This window comes from Enterococcus sp. DIV0546, from assembly GCF_051712785.1.
GTDB lineage: Bacteria > Bacillota > Bacilli > Lactobacillales > Enterococcaceae > Enterococcus > Enterococcus faecalis.
The window spans coordinates 532,172-552,804 of sequence record NZ_JBIOPO010000001.1 but is presented as its reverse complement, the minus strand read 5'-3'; the positions used below and the strand labels follow the sequence as shown (position 1 = coordinate 552,804).

15 protein-coding genes, 1 tRNA gene and 2 pseudogenes are annotated in these 20,633 nt (G+C 36.8%); 3 read left to right on the top strand and 15 right to left on the bottom strand.

Annotated features, from left to right (window positions below):
- Positions 1 to 42 precede the first annotated feature (42 nt).
- On the bottom strand, positions 43 to 1,374 hold the full coding sequence (gene rpoN / locus IGJ24_RS02690) for an RNA polymerase factor sigma-54 (protein ID WP_002366210.1): 1,332 nt from the start codon (positions 1,372 to 1,374) through the stop codon (positions 43 to 45).
- A 58-nt stretch (positions 1,375 to 1,432) separates the two neighbouring features.
- Between rpoN and IGJ24_RS02685 the strand changes: the two genes are divergently transcribed.
- Positions 1,433 to 1,504, top strand: a tRNA-Arg gene (locus IGJ24_RS02685).
- Positions 1,505 to 2,159: 655 nt separating this feature from the next.
- Here IGJ24_RS02685 and IGJ24_RS02680 read toward each other — a convergent pair.
- From IGJ24_RS02680 to IGJ24_RS02655, 6 genes and pseudogenes are all read right to left on the bottom strand, one after another.
- A complete protein-coding gene (locus IGJ24_RS02680; RefSeq protein WP_002355647.1) occupies positions 2,160 to 2,360 on the bottom strand; it encodes a cold-shock protein in 201 nt (66 codons plus the stop codon).
- A 233-nt stretch (positions 2,361 to 2,593) separates the two neighbouring features.
- Positions 2,594 to 3,001 (bottom strand): NUDIX hydrolase, encoded by a 408-nt coding sequence (locus IGJ24_RS02675; protein WP_002361287.1) that lies wholly within the window; start codon positions 2,999 to 3,001, stop codon positions 2,594 to 2,596.
- Positions 3,002 to 3,026: 25 nt separating this feature from the next.
- A complete protein-coding gene (locus IGJ24_RS02670; RefSeq protein WP_289865802.1) occupies positions 3,027 to 4,814 on the bottom strand; it encodes a glycerophosphodiester phosphodiesterase in 1,788 nt (595 codons plus the stop codon).
- A gap of 29 nt (positions 4,815 to 4,843) precedes the next feature.
- Positions 4,844 to 5,353 (bottom strand): annotated as a pseudogene (locus IGJ24_RS02665) (SA1002 family membrane protein).
- Between the two features lie 173 nt (positions 5,354 to 5,526).
- On the bottom strand, positions 5,527 to 5,910 hold the full coding sequence (locus tag IGJ24_RS02660) for a bacteriocin transport accessory protein (RefSeq protein ID WP_016616410.1): 384 nt from the start codon (positions 5,908 to 5,910) through the stop codon (positions 5,527 to 5,529).
- Positions 5,911 to 5,934: 24 nt separating this feature from the next.
- Positions 5,935 to 9,760, bottom strand: a pseudogene (locus tag IGJ24_RS02655) (isopeptide-forming domain-containing fimbrial protein).
- 464 nt (positions 9,761 to 10,224) lie between these two features.
- Here IGJ24_RS02655 and IGJ24_RS02650 point away from each other — a divergent pair.
- Complete coding sequence (locus IGJ24_RS02650; RefSeq protein ID WP_002383026.1) at positions 10,225 to 10,629, top strand: DUF1622 domain-containing protein; 405 nt, start codon at positions 10,225 to 10,227, stop codon at positions 10,627 to 10,629.
- 20 nt (positions 10,630 to 10,649) lie between these two features.
- Here IGJ24_RS02650 and IGJ24_RS02645 read toward each other — a convergent pair whose 3' ends face one another.
- Positions 10,650 to 11,168, bottom strand: a complete 519-nt coding sequence (locus IGJ24_RS02645; RefSeq protein WP_002355635.1) for a hypothetical protein — start codon at positions 11,166 to 11,168, stop codon at positions 10,650 to 10,652.
- A gap of 195 nt (positions 11,169 to 11,363) precedes the next feature.
- Here IGJ24_RS02645 and clpP point away from each other — a divergent pair, with 195 nt between their 5' ends.
- Positions 11,364 to 11,957: an ATP-dependent Clp endopeptidase proteolytic subunit ClpP gene (clpP, locus tag IGJ24_RS02640; protein ID WP_002355633.1), complete on the top strand. Its 594-nt coding sequence runs from the start codon at positions 11,364 to 11,366 to the stop codon at positions 11,955 to 11,957.
- 44 nt (positions 11,958 to 12,001) lie between these two features.
- On the opposite strand, the gene IGJ24_RS02635 is transcribed toward clpP, so the two are convergent.
- The 7 genes from IGJ24_RS02635 to uvrA form a co-directional block, all read right to left on the bottom strand.
- Complete coding sequence (locus IGJ24_RS02635; protein ID WP_002361283.1) at positions 12,002 to 12,520, bottom strand: DsbA family protein; 519 nt, start codon at positions 12,518 to 12,520, stop codon at positions 12,002 to 12,004.
- 113 nt (positions 12,521 to 12,633) lie between these two features.
- Positions 12,634 to 13,557, bottom strand: a complete 924-nt coding sequence (locus IGJ24_RS02630) for a DUF7916 family protein (protein ID WP_002358737.1) — start codon at positions 13,555 to 13,557, stop codon at positions 12,634 to 12,636.
- 233 nt (positions 13,558 to 13,790) lie between these two features.
- Positions 13,791 to 14,726, bottom strand: coding sequence for a DNA-binding protein WhiA (gene whiA, locus IGJ24_RS02625; protein WP_002358736.1), 936 nt, complete (start codon positions 14,724 to 14,726; stop codon positions 13,791 to 13,793).
- Positions 14,727 to 14,759: 33 nt separating this feature from the next.
- A complete protein-coding gene (locus IGJ24_RS02620) occupies positions 14,760 to 15,755 on the bottom strand; it encodes a gluconeogenesis factor YvcK family protein (protein WP_002355627.1) in 996 nt (331 codons plus the stop codon).
- Positions 15,755 to 16,642: an RNase adapter RapZ gene (rapZ, locus tag IGJ24_RS02615; protein ID WP_002355625.1), complete on the bottom strand. Its 888-nt coding sequence runs from the start codon at positions 16,640 to 16,642 to the stop codon at positions 15,755 to 15,757. Before rapZ ends, IGJ24_RS02620 begins: the two co-directional genes overlap by 1 nt.
- Positions 16,643 to 16,807: 165 nt before the next feature.
- Positions 16,808 to 17,602 carry a YusW family protein gene (locus IGJ24_RS02610; protein ID WP_174091031.1) on the bottom strand — a complete coding sequence of 265 codons (795 nt, stop codon included), beginning with the start codon at positions 17,600 to 17,602 and terminating at the stop codon, positions 16,808 to 16,810.
- Between the two features lie 171 nt (positions 17,603 to 17,773).
- The gene (uvrA, locus tag IGJ24_RS02605) at positions 17,774 to 20,593 is read right to left on the bottom strand and encodes an excinuclease ABC subunit UvrA (RefSeq protein ID WP_002361280.1); all 2,820 of its coding nucleotides are present in this window, start codon (positions 20,591 to 20,593) and stop codon (positions 17,774 to 17,776) included.
- Between the last annotated feature and the right edge of the window lie 40 nt (positions 20,594 to 20,633).

The window sequence follows — 20,633 nt, the reverse complement described above, 5'->3', positions numbered from 1 at the left end:
AACAACCAAAGCTTATGAAAATCACTCATAAGCTTTGGTTGTTTACTCATATCGTTTTCGTTTAGATGAAGATGGAATCCCTAAGGCTTCACGATACTTTGCCACCGTTCGCCGGGATATTTCCATGCCTGAATCTTTTAATCGCTCGACTAATTTTTGATCAGATAACGGTTTACTTTTTACTTCTTCATCAATTAATTTTTGTAGTTGCTTTTTAACCATCGTTGTTGAGACATCCTCGCCATCTTCTTCTGATGAAAGAATACTTGTGGAGAAGAATGAGCGCAATTCAAAGACGCCAAACGTGGTTTCTAGATATTTTCCATTGACCGCACGACTAACTGTCGATTCATGAATAGACAAAGCATCCGCAATTTCTTTTAAAGTCATTGGTTTTAATGGCCGATCTGCTTCTAAAAAGAAGGCTTCTTGACGGCGCACAATTTCTTGCCCTACACGTAAAATTGTATCCCCCCGCTGATTCACTGCGCGCTCTAACCATTCAAATTCGTTTTTCTTATCCTTAATATATTCTTGGACTTCTTTGTCGTCAGTCTCTTGCATTCGTTTGAAATAATTTTCTTGAAAATTTAATGTCGGTCGACCAGCTTTGTTGGAAATCACCACTATTCGATCTTCCTTGATTCGGACAGTTAAATCTGGTCGAATATACAATTCCTCGGTCGCATCAAAAATATTCCCTGGCGCTGGCGATAACGTTTGTATATAATCAAAGATCAATTGAATTTCTGCTAATTCAATCCCGAATTTTTTAGCTAACGGGCCCCATTTACGACTCACTAAGGCATCAAACTCTTCCTCCAATAAAATATACGCTAAATTAGGCGCGGTATCGTCTCGTTCTGTTTGTAGCATCAAACATTCTTGTAAATTGCGTGCCCCCACACCTGCTGGATCTAGCTGTTGTAACAAAGTTAATGCATCTAGCATTTGAATGGCGCTTGCTTCGGTTTTTTCTGCCGCTTCTTCTAACGAAATCGTTAAATAACCATTCACGTCTATATATTCTACTAAAAACAAAACCAATGTTCGCAAGTATGTATCGCGGTAATTCAAATGAATTTGATCAATTAAAGACTCAAATAATGATAAATGATAGTCTGGAATTTGATTCATATAATTATTTTCTTCGTCTTGGTTGGTGTAAGAACGACTAGTTATCGGAAAATCTGTGGTGTACTGCGTATCTACTTGTAAATCAATCAATGGATTCTCTAGTGCTTTCGCTTCAACAAAGGCAGCGAGTTCTTCCGTATTAAATTGTAAAATTTGAATGGATTGTTGAAGCTGTTGAGTCATGGCCAACTTCTGGACTTGTTTTTGTTGTTGGGACATTCGTTGCTCAAATTTCATTATTTTCGTCCTCCCTCTTGTAATTTTTGTCAATATCAGCTAAACTAGTATTCGTGCCGCGCCCTTAGTGTAGTGGATATCACGTAAGATTCCGGTTCTTGAGACGGGGGTTCGATTCCCTCAGGGCGCGTTATTTAAATATGTTGATTTATCAACGTTTCTGGACACTCTTTATTCATCTAAAGAGTGTTTTTTTCTTGTTTAGGAATGATTTTTCTATCCGTAGTTTTTTCAAATGTTGCTTGTGGCAAGCTCAATTGCACTTAACGCGACAACATTTGTTCTGCTTCAGCTACAAATCCAATAAGGTTAAATTCCTCCGTTCCTATTGTAACGCATAACGTTTCCTTTTTCTATCTGCTAAACAAAGTATTACGACAAGTAAACACCTGCTTCTCTCTTAAAAATCCCTTTCTGATTATATAGTAAATTGCTTTTAATTTGTTAATTATTTTACCTAAAACTTAATACCCTAATTAAATAAAGAACCTGGGGCAAAAATCACTTTGGATTTTTGTCCCAGGCTTAAAACCTGATAATTGGCGGGAACAGAACCGTTCAGCTCCGACCTCTAAAATACTTAATTAGAAATATGCTACCCGCAATCACACCAATTATGATTACTAGCCAAAATAATCCACTTACAAGTAACAGCTCAGTTAAGGTCGTCTTCAGATTCTCCTCCTTTAAATGGCATCTGCTTTGTTTTGCTATGTAATTAATGACGAGATCAGACAACAGCTATCAAAAAAACGGACCAACACGTGGTCCGTTTTCATTCATTATTAAGCTTTTACGATGTTCGTTGCTTGTAAGCCGCGTGGACCTTCTTCAGTATCAAAAGTTACTGCTTGGCCTTCGTCTAAAGTTTTAAATCCATCTGATTGAATAGCTGAAAAATGTGCAAATACATCATTGCCATCTTCACCTGTAATAAATCCAAAACCTTTGTCTGCGTTAAACCATTTTACTGTACCGTTGTTCATATATATTTCCTCCTAGTGCATAAAAATATGCAAATTATTGCAAAAAATGTTGAGTGGCAAAAGGAGAAGTATAGTTTTTAAATATATAACTCAAATTACTTATCAAAATTGATTACTTAGTTACTATAACATATTTATTAGGAATAAACAATGCCCACGACTTTTCCTTGGACTTTCTAAAATAATCAAAGATGCGCTTGACAAAGCCCTAGCAAAAAACATTTCTATTCTTTCTATTTCCAGTTAGTTTTATTTAACTTTAAATAATCACTACGCGCCAAATAATCAAATAGCGGAGCTAATCCTGGTGAAAAATTTACTTCCTCAAACCGCTTAATAAATTGTACGCCTTTAATTTTATTTGGTTCGTTCAGCGTAACTTTTCCTTGGGCTTGTTTGGCAAAATAAAAATGTCCTTGCCAAACGATTGAATCAAAAACAAGTGGTCCAGTAAAAATTTCTTCAAGTTCAGTAATTTCCACTGCTAATTCTTCTTTCATTTCACGAATCGCACATTCCAGCGCTGATTCACCAAGTTCTTGTTTTCCGCCAGGGAAATTCCATGTGTCTGGCCGATCTTTTAAGATAAGAATTTCATCTGATTGATTTTTAAGAAGTACTCGCGAAAATTCTTTTTTCACTTCATTTAACCCTCTTCTTCATTTTTTATTGAGAAGCCACACTTGGCAACATAAAAATATAATGCAAAATACGATCCGCATACGACGGATTTTTTTCAAAGTCATTGACTTCTTCATTGACTAACTCCAAATCATCGGTAATCACTCCAGCAACGTCCATAAAGAGCATTTTACTTAATACCTCTGAGTCATTAACTGTCCAAGCATAAACTGCTTTTTCCTGTTGGTCAGCTTTTAAAATGAAGGTATCGTTCAACGTGGTAGCTTCCATTGTATACAAATCAGCTTGTGTTTCTGGAAAAGTGAAATTATAGGGCAAAATAAAACTAACTTTTACTTTTGATTTGGCTTTTTTAAACGCTTTGATCACATTGTAGTCGAGAGATTGAACCTGATGGTTATTCTTTATCAAAGGACGTTCATATTTTTCAATAAAGTTAGAAAGCGCACCTTGACTATCTTGTTTAGACGTTTTAATTTCTACTAGTAATTTTTGTTTGGCTTGGTTTGCTTTCGCTAAATAATCATCAAAACTGGCAATTGGTGCTTCTTGGCCATTTTCTTTAACGGTCATTTTTGTTAATTCAGCCAACGTAAATTCTTGCGGCGTGCCATCAACGCCGGCGAGTTCTTGAAGGTTTGCATCATGCATCACAACAAATTGATGGTCTTTGGTTTCTTGAACATCAATTTCAATATAATCTGGTTTAAATTTAATGGTTCTTTCCATAGCAGGAATAGTATTTTGTACGCCATTACTATTGGTGACCCCTCGATGCGAAATAATCAAAGGTTTTGATTCTAATAGCCCTGTTAAGTAAACAGCGTTGAAAATTATATAGCCGCCAAAAATGGTGAATAGTCCTAGGCCCATTCCGATAGTCACTAATTTATTACGTTTCGTTTCTTTGTCAAAGGCAACTTTTGTCGTCGTTTCTGCTTGAACATTTAATTGTGTATATAAGAAATTAATCAGTAATACTGAAAGCCAAGCATTAGAGACAAACTGTAAAAATTGGACGACCGTTAAATTTAAAATACCACCTAGCAAACTAATGGTATCGCTCAAGGTATCTAACTTCAACTGTAGAAGATAAAGTAACACATAAATAACATACGTTGAAACAAATACCGCGATCGTCACAAATGCAATATTACGAATAATGAACCATAATCGTTTGTTTGTCATTGACCAACTAGCCTTGACTGCCTCGCCCGCTTTTTTTCTCTCCAGAATCATTAATGGAAGCGTGTAAATGAAACGAATAGCTAAATACCAGACTAATAACCCAAAGGCCAGTAACCCAACCAAGTAAGGAATTCGTTGGGACAAAAATTCAACAATAAAATCTGGAATCACAAATTTCGTCAATAGATTACTTTGGAAAATCAGGTTACCAAAAGGGACAATGACAACAAAATAACCGAAAAAGAATAACCACGAACGGGCACCTTGCTTTTTAAGAACCTTAAAAGATGCCTTGGTAACTCCTTTAAAATGAAAGCGATGGTCTTGCCGTATTTGAAAAATCCCTAATAATAAAAAGGTAAACTGATAAAAAACTGCACCTAAAAAAAGTAACAACAAGAGAATTAATAACACCAGAGCAAGCGGCTTTTCTAACAATAAATTCAGGTTATTAAACGAAAGATAAGGAATACCTTGAGTTTTTAGTGCGTTGGAAGTAGCCCAACTAAAAGCCCCACCCACCAATAATAATAAGACATTTAAAGTAAAAAATAACCATAAGTACTGCAAGATGTCTTTAAAAAATTGCCTTGTTCCATTTTTAAATGTTTGCCAAGCAGACATACAAACTCCTCCATTCTAAAAGTATCTGATTAAAGTTCTTCCATACGAATCCTAAATAAAACAACGGCAATCCAAATTGAAATAAATGATGGCAAAATAACAATAATGATTGCGACTGGCTCATCAATAGTTCCTTGTAACGTATTTTTTACTTCTGAAGAAATAATAAACTGATCAAAAATCACTTGATAAATAGTAACATAAATCAATACCCATTGAATATAATATTCAATTATTTTCATTAAAACGATGGGTAAAACAATTTTTTTCGTCGTTAAATTCAATAAAAAATATAACAAAAGACTCGTACCGATGATAACGACTATCCCTAAAAGAAATAACGACTCTAACCGCTGGCCTATTACGTTTGAAACGCCTATTGTTAATAATAAATACATAGCTACCGAAATTAAGATGCTCACACTTAGCATAACAGAAAACAAAAGTAATGCCTTAAGAAAAAGCTACTTATCAACTCTTTTATTTCCAATCAATAAACCTAAAAGAATCACCGACAAAAGTAAAATCAATTCAATCATTCGTTCCTCCTCTCAAAACAAATGAAAACAAATTCATATGTTCATATTTATTTTATCAAACCAAAATGAATTTGCAAAACATTTCACATGTTATTTAATAAACGACTATTACTATAAAAAAGACAAGCCAAGTTTCCTTTATTTAGGAAACTTGGCTTGTCTTTTTATTCTTTTTACTTCATTATTTTTTGATAGTTTGCGAATAATTGATTCGCATCTCCTTCTCCATCAATTTTCTTGAGATGGCCGTTATCTATTTTAAACATAGATGGCACATGTAAAACTTTATTTTCTCGGATAAATGTTGACCATTCCTTCATGGTCTCTTTGTTGGTTAATTCTACATAGTAAACCTGTTTAGGTGCTTGTAATAGTTTCTCGAAATCCTGACAATCTGAACAGTTTTTCTTTTTTAAAACAACATAAAATGTTTCGCCAGAGTGTTTTTTTTCTTGATACTCATTAAAACTTAATTCCTTTTTATGCGGAATAAATGTAAAACCTACCAACAAACTAAGTAACAAAATTAACAGACTGAACGAAATTTTTTTATTCATGTTTTTTCTTCCTTTTTAGTTTGTTTAATTTTTTCTTTTTTTATTTTTTGTTATGCCAAAGCTAATAGCCACTATAAGGACAATTAAACCTGCAATCATGTAAAGTGGATTTACTGTTGTATTAGTCATTGGTAAATGAATTCCTTTACTTGCTGATTTTCCAAAATTGACTGGGTTCGTTGGTGCTTGATGATTTGTAGGCGTCAACGGTTTCTTCGGTTTTAACGGTTGTTTAGGTTTAGGTTTTTTTGGATCTTCTGGTGTTGGTGCAGGCGGTGTCACTGTTGGTTTGTTGGAATGTAACACGTCACCTTCATTGCCAAAGTTTAAGTCGGCTTGGTTGGGAATCCCGCCTTGTTCAATATAAGGCGCTAATTCTTTGGCCGTTGCGCTAGCTTTAATTTTAGTGGTGATAGTCATTGTGTATGTGTGACCAGCTAAGTAGGTATAACTGTCGTCTTTTTTATTCATTTCAAAAGTTACTTTGTTATTTTCTTGTGTTACTGTGCCGTTAGCTTTAACATCTTTACCATTTTCATCAGTAACTTTCACGTCTGTGATGTCTAACACTTTATTAATGTCATCCACCATGCTAGCTTGGGTCCACGTGCTTGTTTCGTTGCCAAAGGCTGTTTTGACATGCCAATCGAAACTATCTTCACGATTGGTTAAATCTAAGTGCTCTTGATTTTCGATATCTTTTGTAATCGTTGGATCTTCTGGTGTTGGTGCAGGTGGTGTTACCGTTGGTTTATTGGAATGCAACACGTCACCTTCGTTGCCAAAGTTCAAGTCCGCTTGGTTGGGAATTCCGCCTTGTTCAATGTAAGGTGCTAATTCTTCGTCCGTTGCGTCAGTTTTAATTTTAGTTGTAATAGTCATTGTGTATGTATGACCAGCTAAGTAAGAGTAGCTGTCATCTTTTTTGTTCATAGTAAAGGTTACTTTGTTATTTTCTTGTGTTACTGTGCCGTTAGCTGTAACATCTTTACCATTTTCGTCGGTGACTTTCACATCAGTGATATCTAGCACTTTATTAATGTCATCCACCATGCTGGCTTGGGTCCAAGTACTGGTTTCGTTGCCAAAGGCTGTTTTGACATGCCAATCGAAACTATCTTCACGGTTGGTTAAATCTAAGTGATCTTGGTCTTCGATATCTTTTGTAATCGTTGGATCTTCTGGCGTTGGTGCAGGCGGTGTTACGGTTGGCTTGTTGGAATGTAACACGTCACCTTCGTTGCCAAAGTTCAAGTCGGCTTGATTAGGAATCCCACCTTGTTCAATATAAGGCGCTAATTCTTCATCCGTTGCGTCAGCTTTAATTTTAGTGGTAATAGTCATTGTGTATGTGTGACCACTCAAATAGGCATAACTATCGTCTTTTTTGTTCATTTCAAAAGTTACTTTGTTATTTTCTTGTGTTACTGTGCCATTGGCTGTAACATCTTTACCATTTTCGTCGGTGACTTTCACATCAGTGATATCTAGCACTTTATTAATGTCATCCACCATGCTGGCTTGGGTCCACGTGCTTGTTTCGTTGCCGAAAGCTGCTTTGACGTTCCATTTAAATTCTTGGTCGCGGTTGGTTAGATCTAAATGTTCTTGGCCTTCGATATCTTTTGTTATCGTTGGATCTTCTGGTGTTGGTGCAGGTGGTGTTACAGTTGGTTTGTTGGAATGTAACACGTCACCTTCGTTGCCAAAGTTCAAGTCGGCTTGATTAGGAATCCCACCTTGTTCAATATAAGGCGCTAATTCTTCGTCCGTTGCGTCAGCTTTAATTTTAGTGGTGATAGTCATTGTATATGTGTGACCACTCAAATAGGCATAACTATCGTCTTTTTTATTCATTTCAAAAGTTACTTTGTTATTTTCTTGTGTTACTGTGCCGTTAGCTTTAACATCTTTACCATTTTCATCAGTAACTTTCACGTCTGTGATGTCTAACACTTTATTAATGTCATCCACCATGCTAGCTTGGGTCCACGTGCTTGTTTCGTTGCCAAAGGCTGTTTTGATATTCCATTTAAATTCTTGGTCACGATTAGTTAAGTCTAAATGTTCTTGGCCTTCGATATCTTTTGTAATCGTTGGATCTTCTGGCGTTGGTGCAGGTGGTGTTACAGTTGGTTTGTTGGAATGTAACACGTCCCCTTCGTTGCCAAAGTTTAAGTCCGCTTGGTTGGGAATCCCACCTTGTTCAATATAAGGCGCTAATTCTTCGTCCGTTGCGCTAGCTTTGATTTTAGTAGTAATGGTCATTGTGTACGTATGACCACTTAAATAGTCATAGCTGTCTGCTTGTTTGTTCATTTCAAAAGTTACTTTGTTATTTTCTTGTGTTACTGTGCCATTGGCTGTAACATCTTTACCATTTTCATCTGTGACTTTTACATCAGTGATGTCTAACACTTTATTAATGTCATCTACCATGCTGGCTTGGGTCCAAGTACTGGTTTCGTTGCCAAAGGCTGTTTTGACATGCCAATCGAAACTATCTTCACGATTGGTTAAATCTAAGTGTTCTTGATTTTCGATATCTTTTGTAATCGTTGGATCTTCTGGCGTCACGTCACACGCATGCGCATTGTCATTTTTAGGAATCGTCGCTTCTGGAAATTCCTTAGCAATTGTTCCTTGATTCATTGTCCCACTACTTACAAGGGTTGCTGCATCAATCGCTGTATTTTCTTTGACTTCGTAGTGAATCGTGATGTTTCCTACGTAACCTTCTGTACTAGTTGCTGAAATGGTTTGTCCGTTAATTTGAACAGGCACATCATTTCCAGCATCGTCCGTAGCGGTCGCCGATTGAATATCAAATTGATTGGCAATCGTTAATGAAGCTGTTGCTGGTGTCGATTGCGCCAGACGATCTTTGACAATTTGTTTTAATTGGGTTGTAAAATCATCAATAGATTGGCTTGTAATAAAATCTTCTGGTGTGCTAGATCCTTGTTGCAACTCTTGTTTTACAAAAGGACCCACTTCTGTTTTATACTTATCAAAATATGAATTTACTGAACTTAAAGATTCAACACTTTCCCAATACGCATTAATCATTTCATAGCCTTGGTTAGTAATTTCTTGGTTTAACGCTAAAACTTCTGCTGCTGCACCTTGATAGTCATTACTATACTCAACCGAAACTTGAAAAGGATGTCTTGGATCTGGATATTCATTGATTGAATCATTGGTGTTGGTTTTATGCAAGTAACCATCTAAACGTGTATTAGCGACCCCATCTGTCACTAATAGGAAATATGTTTTTCGATTCGTTAAATCTCCGTGTGTTTGATTGTACGTATCTAAAGCAAGTTTCAATCCTGAGGCAGTTGGTGTACCACCATACATACGTCCGAACATCTCCAAATCCAGAGACAAATTGGCTTTTATCATGGGTTAATTGAGTATCAACACGCACATTCATATCATAATCAGCTGAATTAATTTTTACTTTTCCATCAGGAAATATAAATTGTTTTCCGCCACGATACGAAGCCAGCATCACGCGGTCTTGATCAGATAAACCTTGAACCACTTCATCAATCGCTTGTCTTACATGTGGAAAATTATCTGAAAAACTACCACTGGCATCTTCAACAACCACTAAATCAACCGGTTCCGTTTCACCCGCTTGAACTGGGAAAGCAGCTTGTCCTTCCAATATCCGTTTACAGTCAGCCAAACTGTCGTCTTTCACTTTCACCGTATTGGTCATTCCTTCTGTATCTCCTGCTTTAACCACTCCTTCGGCTAAAGCCAACGTGGGACTGAAATTTCCCACAACTGTTCCAGCGACAATCACCATTGTCGATAATAATTTCGTTGCTTTCTTAAACATTTTAATCCTCCCTATTTTCTTTCGCTAGTGTTTGGGACACTTGCTTCTCTTTACTTCAACTACAGCTCCTTAAATCTTTCATCAAGTCGATGTGTCTCCTTGCTTTTGTGACACATCTCTTACTCAATTTCTGATTCTATCACCTTTAAAGGCTAAAACTTGGCAGTATTCGGCTCTTGAAAACGTAAAATTTGTCTTTTAAAAATTAATGAAAAGACTATCCACTGACAAAGTTGGTTTTCACTTACTTTTTGCTACTTGATTCCTTTTAAGACTCTTTTTTTACACAAAAAAAGTAAAAGAACCTTTACAGTTCTTTTACTTAATTGTTAGATGCTATTCATAATTTTCTTAGTTTTGTTCTATAAGCTGAATAGTTTAGCCCGTTTATTTCAACAATATTTGACGTTAGTCAGCCGTTTCGTTATAGTTAAAGAAAAGGCTTTTTGGTAGGAGTGAATACGATGAATGAGTGGCCCCATCAGTTAATGACGCTTTTAACCCCACTTTTTGAGCTATGTATTTTAGGACTGAATGTTTTTTCGATTATTGTTTTAGTTTGGGGTGTTTGTTTAGCAGGAAAAGATTTCATTAAAAGTGAACGACAAAATCAAAGCCGCTTTACCTTAACCAAAATGAATACGTTCATCAAAAACTTCCTTGGCAGCTACATTCTGTTAAGTTTAGAAATTTTAATTGCTGCTGATATTATTGAATCCATTGTCAAACCAACTTTTCAAGATATTTTGAAATTGGCAACCTTGGTAATCATCCGTACAGTTATTTCTTATTTCTTACATAAAGAAATTGAAGACACTATGACCGATATGGAACAACAAGAAAAAGAACCAGATACCCCAAAAAATTAGCGGGTACGCTGGTTCTTTTTTTATTTAATCGCTTTAAAATAATGAAGTGGTTCGTTAGACAAACGCTGCATTTTACGTTTTTTATCTTCAATAATTGCTAAAATCTCGTCTGAAAAATTTTCCAAAATAACACGGCCGCCTTTATAGGTGTGACCACCCATTTCAGCAACTTCGCTGGCCGTCAAAATGACTTTACGATGCGCAATTTTTTTGAAAAATTCTTCAATTAAGTACGTCGGTAAGTAAAAATTATTTTGAGCAGAAAATGATTCCAAATAAATAAAATCATCGATGCTGATGAAACAATCATCCATCGATAAGTATTCAATTGATCTGTCTATATATAATTCACGCTTTTGTAAAATTTCTTTGACTTTTTTATTTAATAAATTCAATGATTCAATTTCTTTAACCAAATGTTCTAGTTCACGATAACGTACTTCTTTTCGCTCTTTGTAAGATGAATGTAAGGCGGCACTTGCTGTGACTATTAGCGCACCGACGATTACACCGACCATTCCGGCGATAAAAACAAACATATTTTTCCCCTCGCTCTTTTCTAATTTTCCATTTTAGTATAACATAATCCAAAAGTTTCGGATAAAAAATGACACAAAATTTTTCAAGCGACTTCGTTGACCTTTATTGACCAAAGAGGTATACTTTTCATAGGCATTCAAAGTGCTTTGTGATAGAATGACTTTAAAAGTTTCTTTATATAGGAGGATTTACTTATGAATTTAATTCCAACAGTTATTGAACAATCATCTCGCGGTGAACGTGCTTATGACATTTACTCTCGTTTATTAAAAGACCGTATCATTATGCTAAGCGGCCCTATCGATGATAACGTGGCAAACTCAGTGATTGCACAGTTATTATTCTTAGATGCCCAAGATTCAGAAAAAGACATTTACTTGTACATTAACTCTCCTGGTGGTAGCGTTTCTGCAGGTTTAGCGATTTTCGATACCATGAATTTCGTTAAAGCGGATGTCCAAACTATCGTATTAGGAATGGCAGCTTCTATGGGTAGCTTCTTATTAACAGCTGGTCAAAAAGGCAAACGTTTCGCTTTACCAAATGCGGAAATCATGATTCACCAACCACTTGGTGGCGCTCAAGGGCAAGCAACAGAAATTGAAATTGCTGCTCGTCACATTTTAGACACTCGTCAACGTTTAAATTCAATTTTAGCTGAACGAACTGGCCAACCAATTGAAGTGATTGAACGTGATACCGATCGTGATAACTATATGACTGCCGAACAAGCAAAAGAATATGGGTTAATCGATGAAGTAATGGAAAATAGTAGCGCCTTAAATTAAAAATAAAAAAATGGAAACAGCGACAGTCGCTGTTTCCATTTTTTTTATTTTTCAATGTATCCACGTAATTCTTCTTCAGTGACACTTTCGTCAAAGATATGCTCACCAATGATGATCGTTGGTACAAATTGAATGTGCGCCGCATTGGCTTCAGCAATCACTGCGGAAACAAGCGTTGCATCTTTTTGTTCTTTTAAGCCCAGATTTTTTTCAGCATACGTCGCTACTTCTTCTAAGGTTAAGTTTCCCCATTCATCTTGCGTAGCAAACATTTTATGCAATGCTGACAGTGCTTGTTCAGGCGCTGAATAGTCAATGTAGTGATGCATCACATTGCCGCGTTGTAAACTTTCTTTTTCTTTATCAAACAACTTAATGATACGTTCAACTTTACCACTTTTGACAGATTGTGCTAACAGTTCCTCAGACTCTTCAAACCATTTTCTGCAATAAGGACAGCGAACATTGATAAATTCTATCATTTTGACAGGGGCATTGCTCTCACCAATGTGAAGCCCTGTTTCTGTGTTAACTTTTGTTGCATCAATTACTGAAATATCCATAAAAAAACCTCATCCTTTCAAACCTTTATTTCTCTTTTAGTATACCGTTTTTCAATAAAAAAATCATAAGACACGAATTCAAATTTTCTGAATTCGTGCCTCTGTTCACTTTTTTAACGATTAATCGAACGAGCCATTCTAGCAACAGTATGTCTTTTCCCACGTATCGCATCAGAAAGCTCTTTAATATTTTCAATACCAACTAAGCCCATATTGGCATCGCCAATATGTTGAATATCTACGCCTAAAATTTTATTTCTAATGCCGATTGCTTGGATAACTTCAGGTTGAGCACTTTCTTGTGAAGTTCCAATGGCACTCATAACTAATTTTCCTTTTGAATGTGCAAAATCCACAACTTCTTTGACTTGTTGATCATCGATGCCCCAAACCGTGCCGACTGCTGGGACTAAGACAATATCAGCGCCCGCTTCAATAAATTGTTCAGCTGATTTTAAACTGACCACTGGTTCATCTACGCCTGAACTGTGCATTTTTCCGGCAATAATGATACCGTCAAAATGTTTTTTGGCTAAGGCCACGTTCTTAGCAATCAAGTCGTTGGTCACGCCAGTTCCTGGATTACCTGTCAATAAGATAAAATCCAAACCCAGTTCATTGGCTTTTTTGAAAGTAGCTGCCGATGCTTTTCTACCTGGTTCAATCGAAACTCTCGTTGAAGCTAAGTCTAAATTTTCATCAACAGGTTCGACATTCATGCCAATCGGTAAACCGACTAGTTCTTTCAAACGATGAACAACCTCATCATTAGGGACACATGTTTCCGCAGTATATTGCCCTTCATAAGCGGCTACTACAATCGGTTGATTAACATCGAAAACATTCAATAAAATCATGTCTGCGCCATATGCTTTTGACATTTCCGCACAAGTGATATCACCTGCTACGGATGGATGAACTACCACATTTTCCGATAAAATTACGCGCCCTTCGCTCGCTTTAATACTCTGAAACAGCTCTTCTTTTGACATCCGTTTGATTTCTGATGCATTTGCACTAATTAATCGTTGAACCATTTTGACCCCTCCAATAGTTTTTAATGTTTTAGTTAAAAACAGCAATAAGTAATCGCTTGCATTTTATTACATGCAACATTCGTGCCAACGTCCTTTCTTTAAACCACAGGTCAACACTACATTTCAGTGCTACACACTTTTTGCACACTTTAATTTTTTTTACACGCTTAAAGAAAAAGTGAAGGATAGCACTTCAAACGGAAATGTTATTCTTCACTTCTGGAGCAGAAAAGTTACGCACTTTTTTCTCGTAATTTTTCTGCAAATTCATTAATTTTTCGAATACGATGATTAATACCTGACTTAGAAATAGCTCCTGAAGGAATCATTTCCCCTAGTTCTTTGAGACTAACTTCCGGATACTCTAACCGTAATTCTGCGATTTCCTGAAGTTTCTCCGGTAATGACGTCAGCCCTACTGTACTTTCAATAAATTGAATATTTTCAATTTGTTTTGAAGCCGCATCAATGGTTTTATTTAAATTCGCTGTTTCGCAATTCACTAAACGATTTACTGAATTCCGCATATCACGGACAATCCGGACATCTTCAAATTTCAACATAGAGTTCGTGGCACCAATTAATGTTAAAAAGTCGGCAATTTTTTCAGCACCTTTTAAATAACAAATATACCCATTTCGGCGTCCCAATGTTCGAGCGTTTAAGTCATAGTAATTCAACATCTTACAAATATCATTATTGTGTTCTTCATAAATTGAAAAAATTTCTAAATGATAGCGACTTGTTTCCGGATTATTAACTGAGCCAGAAGCCATAAAGGCCCCGCGTAAATAGGAACGCATTTTTTGCGCGTTACCCATGATTTCATTTGACACATTGCCATTAAAAACGACCCCATCCATAATATCCAAATCAGCTAGAATTTTTTGTGTATCTTGTTTTAGACGCACAATGTAAACATTATTTTTCTTTAGTTTCATTTTTTTACGAACTAATAATTCTGCTTGTGCATGGTAATGATCTTTCAGCAATGAATACATTCGACGAGCAATTGCAGCATTTTCCGTTTGTACATTCAAGACAAACTGTTGATTAACTAAGCTAAGTGAACCGTTCATCCGAATTAATGCTGCTAATTCTGCTTTCGCGTGTTCTCGATGGACTTCTAAACCAGTTAACTCTTTTTTGACATCCGAGGCAAAAGACATCTAAGCTCCTCCTCTCTTGATTCTTTTGATTAATTAATATTTCGTTCCAAATACGATACGGAAAAGTTCTTCAACAACTTTTTCCCCATCATGAAAAACTCCGCCATCTCTTAATTCTAAAAAGTCTGTCGAAATGACTCGGCAACCTTCTTCACGTAATCCTTGAAAATCATGCTTTACTTGAACTAAATATTCATCATAAATTTCAGGATCCATATAATTTTCTGGTACTTTTTCTGTGTTAACCAGCACCGTATCAACAAACTGCGCTTGTAGATGCTCGTTTAAGACACGAACATGATCGGCATCCGTAAAATGTTCCGTTTCCCCTTTTTGGGTCATGATGTTACAAATATAGACTACTTCGGCTGCCGTTTGTTTGATGGCTTCACCAATTTCTGTAATAACTAAATTAGGTAAAATACTTGTAAAAAGACTCCCTGGCCCTAACACGACCATGTCTGCTTCTTCAATTGCTTTGACGACTTTACGCGCAGCTCTTGGCTGTTCTTCTCCGTGTGTATTTGTTACAAACACATGGTCAATCGTCTTGCGATCCAGTGCAATTTTTGATTCTCCCACCGCCACTGAGCCATCTTTAAATACGGCATGTAACGTTAATGGCCGTTCTGATGATGGATAAATCCGTCCATCAACATGCATCATTTTTGAAAGCAATTGAATCGCTTCATACGTACTTCCTCTCATTTCTGAGACAGCAGCAATGATTAAATTACCGATTGCATGATTGGCAAAATGACTATCTGATTTATCAAAACGATATTGAAAAATATCTTCATATAATTGTGGCATATCTGACAATGCCACTAAAACATTTCTTAAATCTCCCGGAGGTGTCATGTTATTAATAGAGGAACGAAGCTCGCCACTACTACCGCCGTCATCAGCGACCGTTACGACGGCAGTAATATCAACACTTTGATTTCTTAAACTTTTTAAAATTACTGGTAAGCCTGTTCCACCACCAACAACCACGATCTTCGGTTTACGAATTCGATAGGTTTTCATTAAGAGCGATTAACCGTTTCTTTTCTTTTTAAGCGGTCGCGGTGGGTAATATTTACATGATAATCTTCCTCTTTTAATTCAGCGCCAACACGTTCTGTCAATGCAACAGAGCGATGTTGTCCGCCAGTACAGCCAATTGCAATGGTGACGCTACTTTTACCTTCTTTTTTATATCCAGGTAAGACTGTTCGCAGTAAATCGATAAATTTGGTATAAAATTCATCTGTTTCTGGGAAGCCCATCACATAATCATAAACAGGTTGATCCATTCCAGTTAACGGCCGTAGTTCATCAATATAATGGGGATTAGGTAAAAAGCGAACATCCATGACGATATCTGCATCAATCGGCAAACCATATTTAAAGCCGAAGGACACCATTTCCACTCGAAATTCGTGTGTCTCTCTCGTTGCTAGTTCTTTATTCAAACGTTCCCGCAATTGACGAGGGGACAAGTCCGTAGTGTCAATAACCAATTGAGCATCCGCCTTAATTTCTTCCAGCATTGCACGTTCTTTACGAATACCTTCTGTCACTAAACCATCCATCGCCATTGGATGCGCACGCCGTGTCTCTTTATAACGAGAAACTAACTCTTCATCGGTGGCATCTAAAAATAAAATCGTTGTATCAATAAAATTAGTATTTTCAAGTTCGACTAACATATCCTGAATTTCTCTAAAGAAGGTCCGTGAACGTAAATCGATCACTAACGCAATCTTGGTAACTTTTCCAGATTCTTTAATTAATTCCCAAAATTTTGGGATTAAGCTTGGTGGTAAATTGTCGATACAGAAATAGCCCATGTCTTCAAAGCTTTGAACAGCGACTGTTTTTCCAGCGCCACTCATTCCTGTAATAATAACCAGTTGTAAATTTTCTGGCATATTCAACACTCCCTTCACTTGCATCGCTATATTATAACACCCCGGGCGTATCAAAGGAAGCTTTTCAATCATTCTTATAAAGATTTCTATTCTTTCATAGAAAAACAGCATTGACATTTTTGTCAACGCTGTTTTAATTGCTGAATTATGCTATATAACTGTGTGTTATTTTAATACAAACTCAATTTCTGTTTTATCAGTAAAATTAGCTTCAAACTCAAATTGTTTTACTTGTTCATTCACGGATAACTTTTTCGTAATGTGTTCTTTAATTTGTTCATTTGTAGCTGTTTTGATTGACAATCCATCTAAAAGAGTCATGATTTTGTCTTGTGCTGCCTTACCTTCTAATTCTAAATCAGCAGATTCATCTTCATACGTTGCTTCAATTGTTCCGTTCGATTTTATTTCATAGGTGAACTCAATTTCATTTTCGTCGTATTCAATTTCTACGTCAATCTCTTGAAGACTGGCAACAGTCGGTGTCGGTGTGGTTAGTTCATTGTCTGCTGTTTCATGGTCCCCACCAACTTCAGGAGTTACAGTTTCCCACTTAAAGGTACCAATTTTAGCTGTTGCTAGATAGGGATTATTAATGGTAATGACTTTCAATTGAAGGTCTGAATGGTTGGCGATATCTGTTAAAATCCCCAGAGCCTGATATGTATTTTGTGTAAAACGTGTCGCAATATTTTGCGCATCAATTGTGGAATAGCCTAATGTTTCCCAGGTGATTTGTTGCTTTAATTCCTGATGAACGGCTTGTACTGTCGCCGGCTCCAATTGAATGCCCGTTGCTTCTTTTAAGTCTTTCTTGGTAAAGCTCATTACTTTTTCATGGTCTGATTGTGAAATTAAGGTCGCTGCTTCCATTGTGTTACTATGTACAAAAGGTGTGATTCCGATAGCTAAGACCATTCCTGCTGTTAATAAACCTGTTGTTATTTTTTTGTTTTTCATTTAAGACTTCCCTTCGTGTTCATTGTTATTTTGTTAACAAACATAGTATATCTTTTAATTACACATTAAGTCAACATTTATTTTTAATTTTTGTTAAAAAATATTTGTTATTTTATAATAAAAGAACCTTGTTTCCCATAAAAACAAGGTTCTTTATCTAATCATTAATGTTTATTTCAGAACACGTTTTAAATAATATCCTGTGTAACTGTCTTTGACTTTAGCAACTTCTTCTGGTGTTCCTGTCGCCACGATTGTCCCACCACCGTCGCCACCTTCTGGCCCTAGATCAATCACATGATCCGCAGATTTGATGACATCTAAGTTATGTTCAATCACTAAAACGGTATTGCCCGCTTCCACTAAACGCTCTAATACTAGAAGCAATCGCGCAATATCATCGGTATGCAAGCCTGTTGTTGGTTCATCCAGAATATAAAAGTTTTTCCCATTAGAATTTTTATGAAGTTCACTCGCTAGCTTCATCCGCTGTGCTTCTCCACCAGATAAAGTAGTTGCTGGCTGCCCCAATGTCACATAGCCTAAGCCTACATCCACAATTGTTTGCAATTTACGATGAATTTTAGGGATATGTTTGAAAAATTCTACGGCATCTTCCACCGTCATATCTAAAATATCAGAAATGTTTTTGCCTTTATAATGAACTTCTAACGTCTCAGAATTATAACGTTTGCCATGACAAACTTCGCAAGGCACATAGACATCAGGTAAAAAGTGCATTTCAATTTTGATGATACCATCCCCGCGACAAGCTTCACAACGGCCACCTTTGACGTTAAAACTAAAGCGACCTTTTTTATAGCCACGAACCTTGGCTTCATTTGTTTGGGCAAACAAATCGCGAATGTCATCAAAAACACTAGTATAAGTCGCTGGATTACTTCTTGGTGTTCGACCAATTGGACTTTGATCAATGTCAACAATCTTTTCAATGGCTTCATAACCAGTGATACTTTTGTGTTTCCCAGGTTTATTGGAATTACGATTTAATTTTTGGGCCAGCGCTTTTTTCAAAATTTGATTGACTAAAGTACTTTTCCCTGAACCTGAAACGCCTGTGACAGCAACAAATTCACCTAGCGGAAATTCAACACTGACATTTTTTAAATTATTTTCACTGGCACCAGTGACTTTGATCGCTTTGCCATTACCTTTGCGACGTTCTTTTGGTACAGGAATCACTTTTTTCCCAGAAAGATATTGTCCAGTCAATGAATGCGGATTTTTAGCAACCTCTTCCGGCGTACCAGCGGCTACAATTTCACCGCCCAGATGTCCAGCGCCAGGTCCCACATCAATCAAGTAATCCGAAGCCATCATTGTATCTTCATCATGTTCCACCACAATTAATGTATTGCCTAAGTCCCGCATTTTTTTCAATGAGTCAATCAAGCGGTCGTTATCTCGTTGATGCAAACCAATTGATGGTTCATCTAAAATGTAAAGGACGCCTGATAAGTTTGATCCAATTTGTGTTGCTAAGCGAATTCTTTGTGCTTCTCCGCCAGAAAGTGTACCAGCAGCTCGACTTAAGGTTAAGTAATCTAACCCGACATTTTTTAAGAAGGTTAACCGATCTTCGACTTCTTTTAAAATTGGCCGAGCAATCGTTGTTTCTTGTTCAGATAAAGACACACCTTCAAAAAATTGGACCGCATTTTTTATTGCTAATTCACTGACTTCACCAATGTGCGTGCCATTGATTTTTACAGCTAAAGCTTGCGGATTCAAACGATACCCTTGACAGCTTCGACAAGTCAATTCTGTCATGTATAACCGCATTTGATCTCGTGTAAAATCGCTATTTGTTTCATGATAACGTCGTTTAATATTTTTTAAAATCCCTTCAAATGGCACTTCCACATCACGAACACCACCAAAGTCATTTTCATAATGAAAATGAAAGTTTTTCTCGCCAGAACCATTTAAAATAATTTCTTGTTGGTCTGCAGGTAATTCTTCAAACGGCGTATCCATATCAATCCCAAAACTGGTGGCTGCTTGTTCCAACATTTGTGGATAATATTGGGAACTAATAGGGTTCCACGGAACAATGGCTCCTTCTCTCAAGGTTTTAGTGGGATCTGGAATCACTAAGTCTTTGTCCACTTCTAATTTAACACCTAAACCATCACAATCGGGACAAGCGCCAAATGGTGCATTAAATGAAAACAAGCGCGGTTCCAATTCACCGACTGTGAACCCACAATAAGGACAAGCATAATGTTCACTAAACAACATCTCTTCTTGACCAATCACATCAACAATTGCGTAACCTTCAGCTAAACGCAAAGCCGCTTCAAACGAATCAAACAAGCGAGAGCGAATACCTTCTTTCACAACGATACGGTCAATCACAATCGCAATATCATGTTTTTTATTTTTTTCAAGTTCTGGTGCCTCACTAACATCATAGGTTTCACCATCCACCCGCATTCTGACATACCCTTCACGTTGGATCATTTCAAACACTTTTTTATGTTGGCCTTTTTTCTTGACCACAACAGGCGCCAAAATTTGAATTTTTGTTCGCTCTGGTAGCTCTAAGACTTTATCAACCATCTGTTCAACAGACTGACTGGTAATTTCAATATGATCGTTAGGACAAATTGGATGACCTACCCGAGCAAATAACAATCGTAAATAATCATTGATTTCTGTGACCGTCCCCACCGTTGAGCGTGGGTTTTTACTTGTCGTCTTTTGATCAATTGAAATAGCTGGACTTAAACCATCGATGCTGTCAACATCTGGTTTATCCATCTGTCCCAAAAATTGTCGCGCATAAGCAGAGAGACTCTCTACATAACGTCGTTGCCCTTCTGCGTAAAGCGTATCAAACGCTAATGAACTTTTGCCAGAACCAGATAGTCCAGTTACAACAACCATTTTGTCACGAGGAATCGTGACATCAATATTTTTTAAGTTATGGGCGCGTGCACCATGAATCACAATTTTATCATTTGCCATATATGTTCTCCTTTTACTAAATCTCTTACGTCAAATCATT